This is a genomic window from Nocardia canadensis (genome assembly GCF_032656385.1).
GTDB lineage: Bacteria > Actinomycetota > Actinomycetes > Mycobacteriales > Mycobacteriaceae > Nocardia > Nocardia canadensis.
Window position 1 is genome coordinate 529437 of the sequence record NZ_JAVCWB010000008.1, and the last position, 16677, is coordinate 546113.

Annotated in this window: 16 protein-coding genes; 2 read left to right on the plus strand and 14 right to left on the minus strand. The window is 68.7% G+C overall.

Annotated elements, in window-relative coordinates; all coding sequences use genetic code 11:
- Positions 1 to 16: 16 nt before the first annotated feature.
- The 13 genes from Q7X29_RS16175 to Q7X29_RS16235 form a co-directional block, all read right to left on the minus strand.
- Positions 17 to 1783 carry a hydroxysqualene dehydroxylase gene (locus Q7X29_RS16175; RefSeq protein WP_316574585.1) on the minus strand — a complete coding sequence of 589 codons (1767 nt, stop codon included), beginning with the start codon at positions 1781 to 1783 and terminating at the stop codon, positions 17 to 19.
- Positions 1784 to 2159: 376 nt separating this feature from the next.
- Positions 2160 to 3431 (minus strand): TetR/AcrR family transcriptional regulator, encoded by a 1272-nt coding sequence (locus Q7X29_RS16180; RefSeq protein ID WP_316574586.1) that lies wholly within the window; start codon positions 3429 to 3431, stop codon positions 2160 to 2162.
- Entirely contained in the window at positions 3428 to 4090 is a 663-nt protein-coding gene (locus Q7X29_RS16185; protein ID WP_255587536.1) for a hypothetical protein, read from the minus strand. Before Q7X29_RS16185 ends, Q7X29_RS16180 begins: the two co-directional genes overlap by 4 nt.
- Positions 4091 to 4102: 12 nt before the next feature.
- Positions 4103 to 5287 carry an MCE family protein gene (locus Q7X29_RS16190; RefSeq protein WP_316574587.1) on the minus strand — a complete coding sequence of 395 codons (1185 nt, stop codon included), beginning with the start codon at positions 5285 to 5287 and terminating at the stop codon, positions 4103 to 4105.
- Positions 5284 to 6402, minus strand: a complete 1119-nt coding sequence (locus Q7X29_RS16195) for an MCE family protein (RefSeq protein WP_218717837.1) — start codon at positions 6400 to 6402, stop codon at positions 5284 to 5286. The genes Q7X29_RS16190 and Q7X29_RS16195 overlap by 4 nt, the downstream gene beginning before the upstream one ends.
- Positions 6399 to 7499 (minus strand): MCE family protein, encoded by a 1101-nt coding sequence (locus Q7X29_RS16200; protein ID WP_316574588.1) that lies wholly within the window; start codon positions 7497 to 7499, stop codon positions 6399 to 6401. Before Q7X29_RS16200 ends, Q7X29_RS16195 begins: the two co-directional genes overlap by 4 nt.
- Positions 7499 to 8512 (minus strand): MCE family protein, encoded by a 1014-nt coding sequence (locus tag Q7X29_RS16205; protein WP_316574589.1) that lies wholly within the window; start codon positions 8510 to 8512, stop codon positions 7499 to 7501. The genes Q7X29_RS16200 and Q7X29_RS16205 overlap by 1 nt, the downstream gene beginning before the upstream one ends.
- Positions 8509 to 9531 carry an MlaD family protein gene (locus Q7X29_RS16210; protein WP_316574590.1) on the minus strand — a complete coding sequence of 341 codons (1023 nt, stop codon included), beginning with the start codon at positions 9529 to 9531 and terminating at the stop codon, positions 8509 to 8511. Before Q7X29_RS16210 ends, Q7X29_RS16205 begins: the two co-directional genes overlap by 4 nt.
- Complete coding sequence (locus Q7X29_RS16215; protein ID WP_316574591.1) at positions 9528 to 10952, minus strand: MlaD family protein; 1425 nt, start codon at positions 10950 to 10952, stop codon at positions 9528 to 9530. The genes Q7X29_RS16210 and Q7X29_RS16215 overlap by 4 nt, the downstream gene beginning before the upstream one ends.
- A 9-nt stretch (positions 10953 to 10961) precedes the next feature.
- Positions 10962 to 11825, minus strand: a complete 864-nt coding sequence (locus Q7X29_RS16220; protein WP_218717842.1) for an ABC transporter permease — start codon at positions 11823 to 11825, stop codon at positions 10962 to 10964.
- Between the two features lies 1 nt (position 11826).
- On the minus strand, positions 11827 to 12699 hold the full coding sequence (locus tag Q7X29_RS16225) for an MlaE family ABC transporter permease (RefSeq protein ID WP_374104847.1): 873 nt from the start codon (positions 12697 to 12699) through the stop codon (positions 11827 to 11829).
- A gap of 42 nt (positions 12700 to 12741) precedes the next feature.
- On the minus strand, positions 12742 to 12927 hold the full coding sequence (locus tag Q7X29_RS16230) for a hypothetical protein (RefSeq protein ID WP_218717843.1): 186 nt from the start codon (positions 12925 to 12927) through the stop codon (positions 12742 to 12744).
- On the minus strand, positions 12927 to 13151 hold the full coding sequence (locus Q7X29_RS16235; RefSeq protein WP_218717844.1) for a hypothetical protein: 225 nt from the start codon (positions 13149 to 13151) through the stop codon (positions 12927 to 12929). Before Q7X29_RS16235 ends, Q7X29_RS16230 begins: the two co-directional genes overlap by 1 nt.
- Positions 13152 to 13583: 432 nt before the next feature.
- Between Q7X29_RS16235 and Q7X29_RS16240 the strand changes: the two genes are divergently transcribed.
- Both Q7X29_RS16240 and Q7X29_RS16245 read left to right on the plus strand, forming a co-directional pair.
- Positions 13584 to 14750: a thiolase family protein gene (locus tag Q7X29_RS16240; protein ID WP_316574592.1), complete on the plus strand. Its 1167-nt coding sequence runs from the start codon at positions 13584 to 13586 to the stop codon at positions 14748 to 14750.
- Positions 14747 to 15757, plus strand: a complete 1011-nt coding sequence (locus Q7X29_RS16245) for an oxygenase MpaB family protein (protein WP_394358689.1) — start codon at positions 14747 to 14749, stop codon at positions 15755 to 15757. Before Q7X29_RS16240 ends, Q7X29_RS16245 begins: the two co-directional genes overlap by 4 nt.
- 47 nt (positions 15758 to 15804) lie before the next feature.
- Here Q7X29_RS16245 and Q7X29_RS16250 read toward each other — a convergent pair whose 3' ends face one another.
- Positions 15805 to 16548, minus strand: coding sequence for an oxygenase MpaB family protein (locus tag Q7X29_RS16250; RefSeq protein ID WP_218717847.1), 744 nt, complete (start codon positions 16546 to 16548; stop codon positions 15805 to 15807).
- Positions 16549 to 16677 lie beyond the last annotated feature (129 nt).

A 16677-nucleotide genomic window follows, 5' to 3' on the forward strand; every position in this document is an offset into this window, starting at 1 on the left:
CCGGAGGTTGACGTGATCAGCGCACCGGGTATCTGCGGTCGATCAGGTCGAAGGCATGGGGCCGACCCGCGTGGTAAAGCGCGCTGTCGGCCAGTTCGAGCGGTTCCCACAGCGGCATCCGGAATCGCGGCGTGATCAGGACCCGGCTCGCCGCCGAACCGTCGGCGTGCAGCACCGCGTTCGCCGCCCGCCGCCCGCCTTCGTTCGCGCCGTCCATACACGCGACATTGCGCTGGGTCCGGATCCAGTCGCCGGCCAGGAACAGGTTGTCGACGGCAGTGGTCGCGTCGGGCCGGTCGGCCCACGAGCCGGGCGTCGGGACGAACCCGGTGCCGTCGTGGGCCACGTCCGGTGTACCGGGATCGCGGAGCGCGGGATCGATCATCCATGAATGCAGCAGGTCGTCGGTGAGCGGTTCGCCACCGATCCCGGCGAGGTGGGCGGTGAGCTGGGCCCAGGTCTCCGCGGCGATCTCGGCGGGGCTGCACTGGGCGGCGCTCTTGCGGTTGACCATGCCTGGGGCCGTCCAGTCGGCGATGATCGCCGACAGCACGTCGGCCGCCCCGCCGTCGCCGTAGCGGCCGACCGGTGTCCGCCAGAACTGCGCCTGGCTGATCGAGGTCAGTCCCCACGGTGAGTCGAGGTAGGTGACGGGTCCCCGCGCCAGATCGGTCCGCCTGCGCAGGAAGAACTGGATGCCGACCATCGCCGCCGACCGCAGCCGCGACACGTTCGCGAGCCGGGGATCGATCGCGAGAAGCTCGTCGGAGAACACCGCCGCCGCCTTGTCCGGCGGAATCGCGCAGAGGTAGTAGTCCGCCTCGACGCGGTGCCCGGCACCGGTGTGGTCGATCACCGTGGCGCCGCGCAGGTGCGCGCCGTCGGTCTCGAAGCCCGACAATCGGGCGCCGAAAGCGAAGGTGACACCGAGGGAGCGCAGATGGGTGACCCACGGATCGATGAACGTCTCCGAGGTCGGCCCGTCGAGCACCCGGATCGCACCGCCGTCGGCGAGGTTCGACAGCGACCACAGGTACTCCTCGCCGACCAGCCCCATCGCATGCGCGCTGCAGTCGCGGGAGATCGTCGACGCAGGCGCGCGGAGGAAACCGTCACCGAGGAAGCGGCGGTACTCGGCCGACGCGTTGTCCAGGCCGGCGAAATCGGTCCAGCTCATCCGCTCCCACTGGCCGAGTCGGCGTTCCTCGCAGCTCGAGACGTAGACCGCCAGCCGCTCGGCGGCGAAGAGCGCCTCGTGCGAGGGCAGCCGGAACAGCGTCCCGAACACCGAGGCGAAGGAATCCGCGAAGTGCCGTGGCGTCATCGGGATCTGACCGGACGGCACCGGAACCGGCAGCGGGACGGCTGGATTGCCGCGCCCCACGCCCGCGATCATCGCCGCCTCGAGCCGGACCAGATTGTCGTGGACGCCGTTGCGGTTGCCGCGGAACGGGATACGGCGCAGGGTGTCGGCCAGGCCGCGGTGGCGGTCGACGAAGCTGCGGAAGCCGTGTTCGCCCGGCAGTGCCTGGTCGCTGTAGATGCTGCGGCACTGCCCGCCCGCCGTGCCGAGCCGTTCGTAGACGGTGACCGCGAAGCCGCGTTCGGCGAGTTCGTGCGCGGCGGTCAGTCCGGCGAGCCCGGCGCCGAAGACCGCGACGGTGCGTCCCTTCGGTGCGGTCACCCGGCGCCATGTCGGCCGCACGGTCCAGGCGGTCGAGATGTCGCCCACGGCGGTCGATTTCCGGAATCCGCGTCGCGGGGACTGCCAGTTGAATCCCATGTCTCGTCCAGTCGTCTGCCCGGCCGTCCTCGACGTGTGCGCGCCGTTGCCGGGTGTCGATACCCCTTGTTTATGTTACTGATGATTCTGGCCTACGGCTCGGAATTGGTCGACATAACAAATGTCCAGATAACCTGATGCCGGAACGTAAGTTGCTGACAATTCTGACAACTCGAGGTATCGTTCGAGATGCTCGGCGACGACGTGCGTGGCGGAATCAACCCCTCGCCACAGCGTGCTCGCGCGTCGTGCCTCCCTCACGCGTCGTCCGCGACAGCCCAGCGAACTCACTGTCGCGGGGAACGGGTGATCGAGTAGCGCGGCGTTCGGAGTCGATGTGCAGCTCCGGACGCCGCGCGCCGGACAGGCGGTCGGGCTAGTGCGGCAGCGGCCGGCCGAGCAGGACCGCCTCCAGCAGTGCGATCACGGTGTCCTGCGGGCAGATTCCGTCGTCGCCGAAGGTCCGTCCCAGATCGACGACCAGGCTGAACGCCGCATGCACCAGTATGCGCGCCTCGCCCAACGACAGTTCCGGTCGCGCCGCCACCACCAGGCGCGCCCACTCGGTGACGATCAATTGCTGGAGATGGCGCAGCGTCACCTGGTCGGTCTGGTCCACGTGCCGGAATTCCGCGTAGTAGACGAAAGTCAGCGCGCGTTCGTCGAACGACCCCGAGACGTACAGCGCGATCAGCGTGCCCAGCGCCGCGGCCGGCGACGTCGCGGCGGCGGTCGCGGGCCGGATCGCCGCCGACACCCGATCGGCCGCGCGGCGAAAGGCCGCCACCAGCAGATCGCTCTTGCTGCGGTGGTAACGGTAGACCGCCGACGCCGACGACAGATCGGCGGCAGCGGCGATGTCCTCCACGCTGACATTCGGATAACCGTGCTCGTGGAACAACTCGACCGCCCGGTGGAGGAGCACCTCGTGCTTGAACAGCGGCGGCCGTTCCGCGGCCCGGCGCACGCGCGTGCCGGTCGGCGAACCGGTGAGGTCGGCGTCGATCACCGCCCAGCTCACCGCACCGAGCAGAGCGGCGAGGGTTTTCGCGGGCACTGTCGCGTGGTGGTCGCCGATGCTGCTGATCACGGCGAAGATCGACACCGCGCGCACCGCGCGATCGTGCCCGTCCAGTTCCGGCCTGACCTCGCCGATGCGTGCCCGCAGGCTCGCGATGGCCACCGCGAACTGAGCGCTGAATTCCCGGTGGTCCTCGGGTTCCAGGTAGCGGCGTTCCCAGCGGGCCAGGGCAGCGGTGGGCCGGTTGGCGACGGTCGCGGCGACGATGGCGGCGAGCACGTGTTCGAGGCGCCGCCGTGGCGACCAGCCCGCCGCCTCCTCGGGGAGCTCGACCGCCCGCAGCGCCAGGCCGGACAGCCGCAGCAGCTCGGCGCGGAACAGCGCGTACTTGCTCGGAAAGTGCCGGTACAGAGCGGTGGAACTGATGTCGAGGCGACGGGCGATGTCGTCCATGCTCACACCGTGGTAGCCGTGCGCGCCGAACGCCGCCGCCGATTCCGCGGCGATCTGCGCCCGGCGGTTCTTCGGCCTGCGCCGGACGGCGCGCGCGGGCACGTCCGAGGACGGGGCGCCGGCACGCGCGGACGTGCCACGGTGCCGGGGGGATAGCGCGCCGGGTTCGGTCACTGGGCGGGCGCTGTCGTCAGCGGGGAGTTCACCTTCTCGACCAGCCATCGGCCGTTGTCGTTGTGCAGACGCAGCACCATGGACAGCTGGCCCGGTTTGGGCTTGTGCTCGGTGCCCAGACTGGAGATGGTCTGGCCGATCACCACGATCGCCTCGGCGGAATTCTCGTCGCCGGTGCGGATCGCGCACTGGGTGTCGGTGACCTTCGAGGTGACCTCGCCCTGGGTGAGGACTTCGCGCAGTTCGCCGCTGGTGGCCTCGAACTGCTTCTTCCAGTCGCCGGTCGAGCCGTCGAGGACCGCCTTGAAGTAGGCGTCGAGTTTCTTGCTGTCGTAGTCGGCCAGCACCGGTCCGTAGTGGCAGGCGGCTTCGCGGGCCTGCTGCTGTGCCGCGAGCAGGTCCTTGCTGCTCTGATTCTCGAAGAACAGGAACACCGAGGCCGCCAGCGAGGCACCCAGCAGCACGGCCGCGGCACCGCGCAGGCCGAGCTGCCTGCGGTCGACCGCGCGCCAGCGCGAGGACCACCCGGCCGCCATCGGAGTGGATGACGCTTCGGCAGGGGGCTTTTCGGAGCCGGTATCCGTGGCGGCCGTGCTGGTGCCGGTCGTCGTGGCGTCCTCGACGGGGGATTCGTCGGTGGGGGTGGGTTCGTTGCTCATCGCGGTGACTCCTTATCGAGGTGCCGGAACCGAGGGCTGGGACAGCTCGTTACCGGTGGCGCCGGGCGGGGGACCGGAGCCGTTGTCGGGACCGGCGGGGCGCGGCGCGTTGGCCGAGCCGCGGATCTGCAGCGCCGGATTGTCGGTGACGCAGTAGTTGTAGAGACGCACCCTGGTGTCGGTGGTCGGCGTGGTGGCCACCACGGGCACGGTGTCGTAGTCGCAGGTCGGGCGCGGCCAGGGATCGACCATCGTGAAGTACATGTTGTCGTGGGCGGGAACGCCGACCGCCTCGGCGAAGCGGCTCAGCGACGGGAACAGCGCCTCGATGGCGGGCTGGCGCAGCTTGGCCGCCCGAGTGATGGCGACCAGGTTCGTCACCAGATCGGTGATCGGGTTCTGCGTGCGGGAGACGAAGCCGCCCAAGGTGGCGAGCTGGCCCGGTCCCTGCTCGAGCAGGTGCCGCAATTCGGCGTCGGCGGCGGTGAACTGGCGAAACAGCGCGCTACCGGAGGCGGTGAGCGTGCCGAGATCGGGCTGCGCGTGCGAGGTGGTCGCGGCGATGACCTCGAGATTGCGGATGAGCTGTTCGGTCTGCGGGAGCAGATCGGTGAGGCCCGCCATGGCGCGGCTGAGCCCGGAGATCATGTTGCGCAACCCGTCCGGGCCGCCTGCCAGGGCCTTGTCGAGCTCGTCGACGATGACGGTGAGCCGTTCGGGATTCATCCCGGCGACGAGCCCGCTCATATTGCCCAGCACCGACTGCATCTGGACCGGCACCGCGGTGTCGGCCCGGCGCACGACCGCGCCGTCGGCCAGGAACGGCCCGGACTCGCCGGCGGGACGGAAGTCCAGGTACTGCTCACCAGCCGCCGACAACCGGGCCACGGCGACGGTGCCGCCCACCGGAATCCGGGTGTTGCCGTCGATCTCGGCGACCGCGGCGATCCCGTCGCCCGCGACGCGGACGTCACCGACGCGCCCGATACGCACGCCACGGAAGGTCACGTCGCTGCCGGTGGTCAGACCGCCCGAGGTCGCCAATTCCACGGTGACGTCGAACCGGGTGCGGGTCGGATCGAACCGCAGGACCGCGCCGCCCAGGTACAGGCTGCCCATGATCAGCACCACGACCAGCCCGAGGTTGGCGACCGCGACGCGACGGCGGACCAGCCATTGCCACAACGGTGGATTCATCGGGGTCCCTCCTGCTGCGGCTGCGGAGCCTGCGGTGTACTGGTGACCCGGCCGATCACCTTGGCGATGACCTCGGCGAGGCTGCCCAGGAACGCGGGCACGTCGCCGGCCTCGGGCCAGCGGCTGCCGGTGGGGTCGGTGAGCGCGCCGACATCGAGGTAGGACAGGGTGGCGGCCACGGACAGGCTCGGGCCGCGCAGGCTGTCGGTCAGCGACGGGTACAGCGCGTGGAAGCCGTTCAGCGTGCCGGTGAGGTCGTCGCCCATCTGGGAGAAACCGTTCATGAGGTTCTGGATGCTCTGGAAGAGACTGACGAACTGCGGCCCGTTGGTCGCGCTGAAATCGCCGAGCGCGTCCATGGTGATCGCGACCCGGTTGATCAGATCGACGATGGCCTGATTGTTCTCGGCGAACAGGCCGATCAGCTGCGGGAAACTGTCCGCGGCGGCACCGAGTTCGGTCTTGCGCCTCGCCAATTCACCGGTCAGCACCGACAAGCCACCGAGCGTGGCGTCGAGGTCGCCGGTGCGCTGGTTGAGCGCGGAGATGACCGAGGTCATCTCGCCGACCAGATGCCGCAGCTGCGGCGCCTTGCCCGCGAAGATCGAGTCCAGCTCGGCGGTGACCCGCGCCGCCTGGTTGAGCCCACCACCGTTGAGCAGCATGGAGATCGAGATCATCAGCTGTTCCACCGAGGCCGCCGAGGCGGTGTACTCGGCACCGATGGTCGCGCCCTCCCGCAGCGGTGGCCCGGCGGCCTCGGCGCTGGGCAGTGTCATCGCGACGAAGATGTCGCCCAGCGGCGTCGCCTGGCGCAGCTCCGCGGTGGTGCCCTGGGGCAGCTGGATGTCGGCGCGGATCTGCATCTGGACATCGGCCAGGAACGAGGTCGTCGAAATGCCGGTGACGACACCGATATCGGTGCCACCGATCTTGACGTGGGCGCGATCGGGCAGATTCAGCGCGTCGCGGAAGGTGGCGTGCAGGGTGTAGCCGGGGCCGCCGATGCCGGGTTCGGGCATGGGCAGGTCGGCCACGGTCATCGAGCACGCGGTGCTCGTCGAGGCGACGGCGGCGGCGCACAGGGTGGCTGCCAGTGCCGAGCGGAGGTTCATTTCGTCAGTCCCAACAGCGCGGCGGTGAGCCCGAAATCCGGGCCCATATCGGCGATCTTTCCGGTGCGGCAGCCGTCGAGACGCATCTGGACGCGCTCGCAGAACAGCGACAGTGCCTCGCTGTCGAGCACGATCTTGTCGAGCAGACCGTGCAGGCGCAGTGCCTGGCGTTCCCGGCTGACCGCGTTGTCGACGTTCTGGAACAGCAGCGGCGCGACATCGACGACCTCGGTGAGATTGCGGGCGTTGGCCCGCATCTGGGCGGCGATGGCCACGAACTTGGTGAGCGCGCCCGCGAGCTGGTCCTGGTTCTGGCCCAGCACCGAGGAGGTGTTGGTGATGAAGTCGTCGAGCTGGGTGAGCACCGCCTGCAAGCCGGGGGACTGCTGGCCGAACAGCGCGATCAGCTCGGTGATCCGGCCGCTGAAATCCCGGACGGTCTGGTCGTTCTCGGCGATGATCTGGGTGATCTCGCTGAGCTCGACGATGGTGTTGGCGATCTGGTCCTTGTTGGCGAAGGTCACCTCGAACGCCGCGGAGAGCTCGTCGAGGGTTTCGCGTAGCCGGTCGCCGTTGCCGTCGAGCAGCGGGAACAGGATCCGGCTCGCCATCGGGCCGGTCTCGTTCCCACCTTTGAGCGCTTCGCCGAGCTGATCGAAATTGGCCAGGATGCGGTCGAGCTCGACCGGTGTCCTGGTGCGCGCCAGTGGCAGATGCGCGCCGTCGGCGAGTTCGGGACCCGAGCCGGTGTAGGCGGGGGCCAGTTCGACGTGCCGGTTGGTGATCAGCTGCGGGGAGACCAGTGCCGCCATCGCCTCGGCCGGGATCCGTACATCCCGGTCGACCGACATCACCACCTCCACGTAGCCGCCCCGCGGGGTCACCGAATCGACGACGCCGACCGGAACGCCGAGCACCGAGACCTCGTTGCCCGGGTACAGCCCGGCCACGTTCTCGAAGTCGGCGCTGATCCGCTTCTGCTGGCTGACCATCCGATCGCCCAGCCCGGTCACGCTGTCGGGCAGCAGTGCGCAGCTCGAGGCGAGCAGCGCGGTCAGGCACACCGCCGCCAGCTTGCTCGTGTGTCGTGTGTTCATCAGTTGCACCCCTGTACGGCTTGCGCGAAGCACAGCCAGTTGTCCGGGAAGATCCACGGCGCCCAGATCTCGCCGTAGGGCCCGTTGCCGACGACGTTGTTGAACTGGCGCAGCGCGACCGGGGCGATCTCGTAGAGCCGGTCCAGGTTCTCCTTGTTCTTGGTCAACCCGTCGGCCATGGTGTTGAGGTTCTGGATCAACGGACCCAGCTCGCCGTTGTTCTCGATGCCCATGTCCTGCAGCAGTTTCGACATGGCCGCGACATTGTCGAGCAGTTGGGTGAGCAGGGTCTGGCGCTGCTGGACGGCGGCGCCGATGGCCTCACCCCTGGTCAGCAGCAGGAGCACGCTGTTGCGATTGTCCGAGACCAGCTGGGAGACCTGGTCCATGCTCTTCAACAGTGTGTCGACCTCGTCGCGCCTGCTGTTGATGACCTGCGCCAGCGCGCCGATGCTGTCGAGGGCCTGCACCGCCAGTGCGGGGGAGTCGCCGAGCTGGGTGTTGAGCACATCCAGTGCCGTGCGCAGCTTGGTCGGGTCGATCCGTTCGATGCGCTCGAACGAGGAGGTGTACTTCGGATCCTGCACGACCTTGCTCAGGTTGTACGGCACCGAGGTGTGGTCGAGCGCGATGCGGTTGCCGGGCAGCCCTTTTCCGTTGCCCGGGGTCAGCTCGATGTGCAGGCGGCCGAGGATCGTCGACATCTTGATCGCGGCGCGCGCGTCGGGGCCGAGGCGGATGTCGCCGCGGATTCGCAGCGCGACTTCCACCCGGTCGTTCACCAGTCGCACGGCCTGGACGGCGCCGACCTCGATGCCGGCGATGTCGACCGTCGCGCCCGGCCGCACGCCGGCAGCCTGCGCGAATTCGGCGTCGATCGTCTTGTCGCCCAGGCGGACCTGGGCGAGCAGGCTGGACCCACCGAGCAACAGCACCACCGCCAGCGCCGCGGACAGGCCGAGACGCAGGTAGCGGTTGCGCCGCCAGAACTCCGGAACTCGTGCCCGTATCATCGGCACACCCCCGACTGCGAGTTGCCGCCGACCTGGGAGAACAGGCCTTCGGGCAGCACCACACCCCATAGCGAGACGTCGAGCCGGCAGATGTAGGCGTTGCCGTAGGTGCCGTAGCTGGTGAAGCGGGCCACGCCGTTGAGGAAGTCGGGCAGCTCGACCGCGCCGCGGTCCAGCGCCGCGCCGTTGTAGAGCAGCATCATCACACCGGTGGTGGCGTCGCGCTGCGCGGCGCCCAGGCCGGGCTTGACCTCGCCGATCAGCGAGACCAGGGAGTTCGTCGCGCCCGCGACGCGTTCCACGGAGCTCTTCAACGACTGTCCTTCGGCGTACAACCCGTCCATCAGGCTGCGGGTCTGGGTGATCAGGGTTTCCAGTTCGCCACTGCGCTTGGCCAGACCGGCCAGGACCGAGCTGAGGTTGCTCAGGACGTCGCCGAGGATCTGGTCGCGCTCACCGAAGGTGCTCGCCAGTTGCGCGGCCTGGGTGATCAGCGCCGCCAGCGACACCTCGTTGCCCTGCAACGCCTGGATGAGCGTCTCCGACAGCGAGTTGATCTGGTCGGGTTGCAGGACGCTGAACAGCGGTTCGAATCCGGACAGCAGCGTCGAGACGTCGAACGAGGGCTCGGTGCGGTCCAGCGGAATCTGGGCACCCACGGGGACGACCGTGCCCGCGCCCTCGCCCGGGGCCAGGGCCAGATAGCGCTGCCCGATCAGGTTCTGGTACCGGACCAGGGCTTTCGTCGTGTCGGTCAGGTGCTGGCGGGCTTCGATGCGGAAGTCGACCTCGGCCGTGTACTCGGGGGTGAAGTCGATCTTGTCGACCCGGCCGACCCGGACGCCGGCCATGCGGACGTCGTCACCCACCCGGAGCCCGAGGACGTCGGTGAACACCGCGGAGTACGAGCTGGTCTCGCCCGCGACGCTGCGTTGCAGGGTGGACCAGATGGTGTAGGTGAGCACGGTGGTCAGCACCACGAAGAAGCTGAAGCCGACCAGTGGCTTGGTGTATTTCACTGGCGCAGGCCACCTTCGGTGTCGGGGACGAGGGGAACGGTGCCGATGATCGAGCCGAGCAGCAGCAGCTGGGTGAAGTTCGGCCGCCCGCCGACCAGCGCCGACACCGCGGCCACGCCGGTGAGGCTGCGCGGCTGCGCGGCCGGGGGCTGATCGGTCGCCGCGGCGGGCGCGGTGATTCCCGGGATGGCGGGCAGGCCGGGAATCATCGGCAGGCCGGGCAGCGCCGGCACCGAGATGCCGGGCAGCGTCGGCAGTCCCGGGATCGGCGCCGACGGCAGCACCGGCGCGGGGCCCGCCGCTTCGAGGCGTTGGGGTAGCAGCTGGGCGGGGTATTCCTGGGGCGGCGCGACGGTGGGCACGGTCGGACCACCGCACCGCGGCCCGGTCATCTCGCCGTAGCGTGGGCAGTCCTCGGCGGTGTACTGCTGGAACGGGGTGAACGACACGTCCATGCGCCACGCCATCTGCTTGCGCGGGCCGAAGGTGAAGGTCTGCTGCAACTTGGCCAGCGAGACATTGAGATTGGCGGCGGCGGACTGCAGCGCCCCCGGATCCTTGGCGATACCGCCGAGCAGGCCGTCCAGGCCCGAGACCAGTTCCTTGCCGGAATCGGGATTCGCGGCGAAGAGGCTGTTGACGGCCTCGACCGCGGAATTGCCCTGGGTGAGCAGCTCGACCAGCTGGGTGCGGTGCTCGTTGAGGGTGCGCGCCGAGGTCACCGAGTCGGCCAGCACGCCGACCAGCTCGGGCGCCGATTGGCTCAGCGCGGTCGCGGCCTGGCCGAAATTGCCCAGCAGGTCACCGATCTCGGGGATCTGGTGGATCGTGGTGAGCCAGGTGTCGAGCCGTTCCACCGTCGAGCCGGGGACCCGGGAGCCCGGGTCCAGCGCCGCGGACAGCGTCGCCAGTACCCGGCCGAGCTTCTCGGGCTGGATGTTGGCGAGCACGTCGCGCAGGGTGTTGAGCGTGGACTGCAGCTGGATCGTCTCGGCGCTGGTGTCCTGATGGATGGTGTGGCCGCTGCGCAACGTGCCGGTGGCGGCGCCGTTGTCGACCAGCTGGATGGAGGAGACGCCGAAGATGTTGTCGGGGATCACCCGCGCGGTCACCGTGTCCGGGATCGTCTCGGCGATACCGGGTTTCAGCTCGAAGGTGGCGTGCTGGCGTTCGCCCTTGGCGACCATCGCCACGTCGCCGACCATGCCGACGACCATGCCGCGGTATTTCACGTCGGCCCGCTGCGGTAGCCCGTCGCCGGTGCTCGTCAGCTCGGCGCCGACGATGACTTTGTCTTCGAACTCGCCGTTGTAGCGCAGTCCGAGCAGATACAGCGCGGCCGCGACCGCGGACACCATGGCCAGGCCCGCGACGGTCAACTGACGACCGGTCGGCCCGCGTCCACTGGGATCGAGAATCATCCGATCGACCTATCCCGAGATCCGGAATCCGGGGTCGATGCCCCAGATAGCAAGGGTGAGAAAGAGATTGGTGAAGACCATCACGACGATGACCATCTTGATCGCCCGGCCCGCCGCGACCCCGACACCTTCGGGTCCGCCGGCGGCGACGAAGCCGTAGTAGCACTGGATGAAGGCGGCGATCAGGACGAACACCACCACCTTGAACAGGGAGAAGAACACGTCACCGCCGACCAGGAACTGGAAGAAGTAGTGGTCGTAGGTGCCGGCTGTGGTGCCGCCGAGGAACAGCACCGACAGCTTGGTCGCCAGGTAGGCCACCGCCAGGCCCAGCGTGTAGAGCGGGACGATGGTGACCGTGGCCGCGATCATCCGGGTGGTCACCAGGTAGGGGAGCGGGCGGATCGCGATGGATTCCAGCGCGTCGATCTCCTCGGAGATCCGCATCGAGCCGAGCTGGGCGGTGAACCGGCAGCCCGACTGGATGGCGAAGGCGAGAGTGGCCAGGATGGGGGCGATTTCGCGGGTGGTGGCGAAACCGGAGATGGCCCCGGTCAGCGGCCCCATGGTCAGCAGGTTCAGCGCGGAGTAGGACTCCATGCCGACGGTGATGCCGCCGAACGCGCACAGCACGATGACGACACCGACGGTGCCACCGCCCACGATCAGCGAACCGTTGCCCCAGCCGACGTCGGCGACCAGTCGCGCGACTTCCTTGCGGTAGTGCCGCAGCGTGAACGGAACGGCGAGGAGGGCCTGGAAGAAGACGATGGCCTGGTGCCCGAGCCGCTGATTGGCCTGGACGGGAATCTTGGCCGCCGCGCCGACGGCGCGCACCGGGCGCAGAACGGGCGGGATGTACTCGGCGGCCATCTCACACCACCTTCGCGGGGAACAGGGTGTTGTAGAGCTGGGTGACGATGATGTTGGTGGCGAACAGCATCAGCGCCGAGGAGACCACCGCCGAGTTGACCGAGTTGGCCACGCCGCCGGGCCCACCCTTGGTGTGCAGTCCGATATCGCAGGCGATGATCGAGGTGAGCGCGCCGAAGATCGCCGCCTTCACCAGCGCGACGAGCAGATCGTTGGCGACCGCGAAGGACGCGAACGAGCTGATGAACGAGCCGGGGGTGCCGTGCTGGGCGTAGACGTTGAAAAGATAGGCCGTGGCGAAGCCGACGAACACGATGAACCCGCACAGCAGCATGCTGACCAGGACGGCCGCCGCCAGGCGCGGGGCGACCAGCCGGCGCACCGGGTCCACGCCCATCACCTTCATGGCGTCGATCTCCTCGCGGATGGTGCGCGAGCCCAGATCGGCGCAGATGGCGGAGCCGACTGCGCCCGCGATCATCAGCGAGGTGACCAGCGGCGCGCCCTGGCGGATGATGCCCAGGCCGGCCACCGCGCCGATGAAGGTGGTCGCGCCGACCTGGTTGACCAGCGCGCCGACCTGGATGGACACGACCACCGCGACCGGGATCGCGACGAAGACCGTCGGCACGGCCGAGACGTTGGCCATGAAGGCGCACTGCCGGATGAACTCCTGGAACGGGAACCGCCGCTGCACCAGGGACAGCAGCAGCTGGGCGATCGCGGCCCGGCCCAGCAGGACCTGCCTGCCCAGCGTTTCGACCGATTGCTGCGGGTGGCGTCGCCACAGGCCGGTCACACTGTCGGCGATCCGGCCGACCTCGGAGGGTTCCGGCGGCGCGATGCCTGCCGGGGAGTGCTCGGTGGAGGTCACGCCGCACCGAATCCTTTCTTGCCGCGCCGGAGCGCGGCGGTGTCAGAGCGTGCTCAGCCAGCGTTCGAGCAGGACGAGAAAGCCGGCGCCCGCGGCGAGCCCGACCGCGGCGACGCACAACAGCGCGATCCACATACCTACGCGCAGAACGGGATTGACCTGTGTGCGGCCACCGAGGATCTTGACGACGGTCACCACGATGTCGATGACCCAGACCAGTGCCATCATCAGGTCATCGTCACATTCGCGAAGGTGAGCACCGGCCAGCAGACGATCGATCCGAGGAACGAGATGACCAAGTCGACGCCGGAGAGATCGCGCAGGTGCGAGGTGTGGGTGAGCGTCCAGACGATGCCGACGAGTCCGTACGGGATGCCGATGATGATCAGGGTGCCGAGGAATTCGGAGACCTTCATCTCGTAACTCAGAAGCCTGTCGAGCCGTCGCAACATGGTGTACCGGTGTTCCTTTCCCAGGACCGGTGGCGTCGACGGCTGGTGGCCGACGTCGCTGACGGTCCGATGATGTTGCCGAGCATTCTGTCATCGGCGGGTACGTCTGTGGCTGATCTAGCGAGGATCGGCCTCCGATAAGTTACTACGGATTCTGGCGAATGTGAGCAAAATCGCCGGTAAGATTTCCGGGGTTCGGGCGCCGCTCGGGTCGATGGCCGCGCCGGTGCCGAAGCCGCGTTGCCCGGCGCCGACGCGACCTCTGCATCGCGCCCCCGACCCCAGTCGCACGATGCGGAATTGACGGTAACATGACCAGCTGAATGGCGTCTACGGCGCATGAAGCAGTTGAAATATCGATGAAATCTGGCGGAATCATGATTAACTTAGGGCGTTGAGGCCGCCGACGGTCGGCGGTTGCGCAGGAGGATCATGATGTCCGCGGTCATCGTCGATGTTGTCCGAACGCCGTCCGGTCGGGGAAAACCCGGCGGCGGCTTGTCGTCGGTGCACCCGGCGACCCTGCTGGCCGGAGTGCTGGCCGAATTGATCGACCGGACCGGGATCGATCCCGCGCTGGTCGACGATGTGATCGGCGGGTGCGTCACGCAGAGCGGTGAGCAGTCGAGCAACATCACCCGCACCGCCGTGCTCGCGGCGGACTTCCCGGAGTCCGTGCCCGCCACCACGGTCGATCGGCAGTGCGGCTCGAGTCAGCAGGCCGTACACTTCGCGGCCCAGGGCGTGCTCGCCGGCGCCTACGACGTGGCGATCGCCTGCGGCGTGGAGTCGATGAGCCGCGCGCCGATGTTCTCCAACGCGCAGGGCAAGGACGCGCTGCGCGGCCCGCTCGCGGTGCGCTACCCGGCCGGACTGATCGGGCAGGGCATTGCCGCCGAGATCCTCGCCGCCCGCTGGAAACTGGATCGCACCACCCTCGACGAGTTCGCGGCTCGCTCGCACCGGCTGGCGGCGGCCACCGCGGCGGCGGGCGGCTTCGACGCCGAGCTGAGCTCCGCCGGCGTCCTGGACACGGACGAGACGATTCGGCCCGGCACCACCGTCGAGAGTCTGGCCAACCTGCGGCCCGCGTTCACCGATCCCGCAGCGCTGGAACGGTTTCCGGAGATCTCCTGGTCGGTGACGCCGGGCAACTCCTCGCCGTTGACCGACGGCGCCTCGGCCGCGCTCATCATGAGCGAGCGGGTCGCGGCGAAGCTGGGACTGACCCCCCGCGCGCGGTTCCATTCGTTCGCGGTGGCGGGCGACGATCCGACGCTCATGCTGACCGCGGTCGTCCCGGCGACCCGCAAGGCGCTCGAGCGGGTCTCGCTCACAGTCGACGACATCGACACCTTCGAGGTCAACGAGGCGTTCGCGCCGGTGCCGCTGGTGTGGCAGCACGAACTCGGCGCCGATCCGGCTCGGGTGAATCCCCGCGGCGGTGCGATCGCGCTGGGGCATCCGCTCGGCGGATCGGGCACCCGGCTGCTGGCCACCATGGTCAACCATCTCGAGCAGACCGGCGGTCGCTACGGATTGCAGACGATGTGCGAGGCGGGCGGCATGGCCAACGCGACGATCATCGAACGGCTGTGACGGCGATGAACACCGCGGCGAAGTCCAGTGAACCCGACTACGACGACCCCACCAGCGACAGGTATGTGGCCGAGGGGCCGGGCCACGTCCCCGGGCCCGGCGCCGGCGCACTGTCGGAACCGACGCCGGCGACGCACGCGCCGTTGACGCTCGCGCAGGTGCGGATCCCCCTGCCCGATACCCACCGCTCGCCGCGCAAACGGCCCGCGCAATTGGCCGACGCGCTCGACTTCTGGGCGTTCGCGGGTGCGGCGGCCAATGTCGCGATGCAGTTCGCCCACCGCGGGGTCGCGGCGGGGGTGATGGAGAGCAAGGTCGAGTCGGGGGCGCTGATGGTGCACCCGTGGAAGCGGTTGCGCACCACCGCGTCCTACCTGGCGGTCGCGGTGCTCGGCTCCGACGAGGAGAAGCGGGCGATGCGCGAGGCGGTGAACGTCGCACACCGGCAGGTGCGGTCGGGACCGAACTCGAAGGTCAAGTACAACGCCTTCGACCGTCACCTGCAGCTGTACGTGGCGGCGGCGATCTACATCGGCTACGAGGACACCCACCAGCTGCTGTGCGGCAAGATGACCGAGGCCGAGCTCGAGCAGTTCTACCAGGGCGCCGACACCTTCGGCACCACTCTGCAGGTCCATCCGGACATGTGGCCCGAGACCCACGCCGACTTCGACGCGTACTGGGTCCAGGCATGCCGAGAAGTGGTGTGCGACGACGATTTCCGGGCCTACATCGACGATCTGCTGCACCTGCGGATGATCCACTGGTCGCTGCGCCTGCTGCTGGGCGGGCTGCTGCGGTTCCTGACGGCGGGATTTTTGCCGCCGCACTTCCAGGAGCAGATGGGTATCGAGTGGAGTGCCTCGGATCAGCGGCGGTTCGAGAATCTGTTCCTGTTCGTCGGATTCGTCAATCGGTTCATCCCACGGTTCATCCGGTTCTCCGGCACCAACGCGATGATGGCCGATGTGCGGCGCCGCATCCGTCAGCACAAGGCGATCGTCTGACCAGTCAGGGGGAGGGGGCCGCCGGTTCGTCGAGCCGGCGGCCCCGATCATCTCCCGGTGCGTGTTCTGGCCTGTGAGACGTAGCGAATTCGCCGGGGCGCCATCGCGAAGCCGGGGCGTGCCGTCATCGCGACAGCGCGCAGTGCGGCGGCATCGGCCCGGCCGGTTCGCACGTCGAACAGTTCGAGCGCCCGGGGATGTTGCATCGCCCGGGCGGCACCGGCGGGCAGGTGCCGGACGATCCACGCATCGGGACGCAGGACTTGATCGCGCAGTTCGCGCGCGGCGGGGCCGACCCGCAGCTGGGTGGCGCAGGCGTCGGCGAAGTACTCGGCGAACTCCGGCCGGGTCCGGGGGAGCAGCCGATCGCTGACACCGTAGGTGCGGTACCAGGCGCGGGTCTCGCGGTAGAGCTGGTCGCGGTCGGCGGCGCCGAGCGCGGGGCCGAACAGGTCGGCGGCGGTCATCAGCGTCTCGACGTAGGTGGCGTGCTGGAACAGGAACACCTCGGGGTGCAGCGCGTGATAGCGCTGCCCGCGGTCGTCGAGGCCTTTCACGTGCTCGTGGGCGAAGCGGATCACCGAGTCCGCCGCGCGGCCGGAGTGCGCCAGATAGATCAGCTGCGAGACGGTGCGCTTCTTGTGTTCCCACAGCCGATGTGGCGCGTGGTCGACCAGCGCGGTCGCGATGACGGGGTGCAGTACTTGCAGTCCGACCGCGCGCGGCAGCGTCAGCAGGAAGCGCCGGTCGCCGAGATGACGCCGTAACAACGGTCCGGCCTGCTCGCTCATGACTGCCCCCTCCGTGGTGATGCGAGCAGTAAGTTACTCGCTATTCTAGGTAATGGATAGCCATACAGCGAGTAAGACGCTCCTTATGTGACATTTAATTCTGATCTAGTCTTGCACGGGAGGCGGGTA

Excerpts from the sequence above, each read along its gene's own strand:
- Q7X29_RS16175 (WP_316574585.1), bottom strand. The coding sequence starts at position 1,783 with ATGGGATTCAACTGGCAGTCCCCGCGACGCGGATTCCGGAAATCGACC.
- Q7X29_RS16185 (WP_255587536.1), bottom strand. The coding sequence starts at position 4,090 with ATGAGCAACGAACCCACCCCCACCGACGAATCCCCCGTCGAGGACGCC.
- Q7X29_RS16190 (WP_316574587.1), bottom strand. The coding sequence starts at position 5,287 with ATGAATCCACCGTTGTGGCAATGGCTGGTCCGCCGTCGCGTCGCGGTC.
- Q7X29_RS16195 (WP_218717837.1), bottom strand. The coding sequence starts at position 6,402 with ATGAACCTCCGCTCGGCACTGGCAGCCACCCTGTGCGCCGCCGCCGTC.
- Q7X29_RS16200 (WP_316574588.1), bottom strand. The coding sequence starts at position 7,499 with ATGAACACACGACACACGAGCAAGCTGGCGGCGGTGTGCCTGACCGCG.
- Q7X29_RS16205 (WP_316574589.1), bottom strand. The coding sequence starts at position 8,512 with ATGATACGGGCACGAGTTCCGGAGTTCTGGCGGCGCAACCGCTACCTG.
- Q7X29_RS16215 (WP_316574591.1), bottom strand. The coding sequence starts at position 10,952 with ATGATTCTCGATCCCAGTGGACGCGGGCCGACCGGTCGTCAGTTGACC.
- Q7X29_RS16220 (WP_218717842.1), bottom strand. The coding sequence starts at position 11,825 with ATGGCCGCCGAGTACATCCCGCCCGTTCTGCGCCCGGTGCGCGCCGTC.
- Q7X29_RS16230 (WP_218717843.1), bottom strand. The coding sequence starts at position 12,927 with ATGATGGCACTGGTCTGGGTCATCGACATCGTGGTGACCGTCGTCAAG.
- Q7X29_RS16235 (WP_218717844.1), bottom strand. The coding sequence starts at position 13,151 with ATGTTGCGACGGCTCGACAGGCTTCTGAGTTACGAGATGAAGGTCTCC.
- Q7X29_RS16240 (WP_316574592.1), top strand. The coding sequence starts at position 13,584 with ATGATGTCCGCGGTCATCGTCGATGTTGTCCGAACGCCGTCCGGTCGG.
- Q7X29_RS16250 (WP_218717847.1), bottom strand. The coding sequence starts at position 16,548 with ATGAGCGAGCAGGCCGGACCGTTGTTACGGCGTCATCTCGGCGACCGG.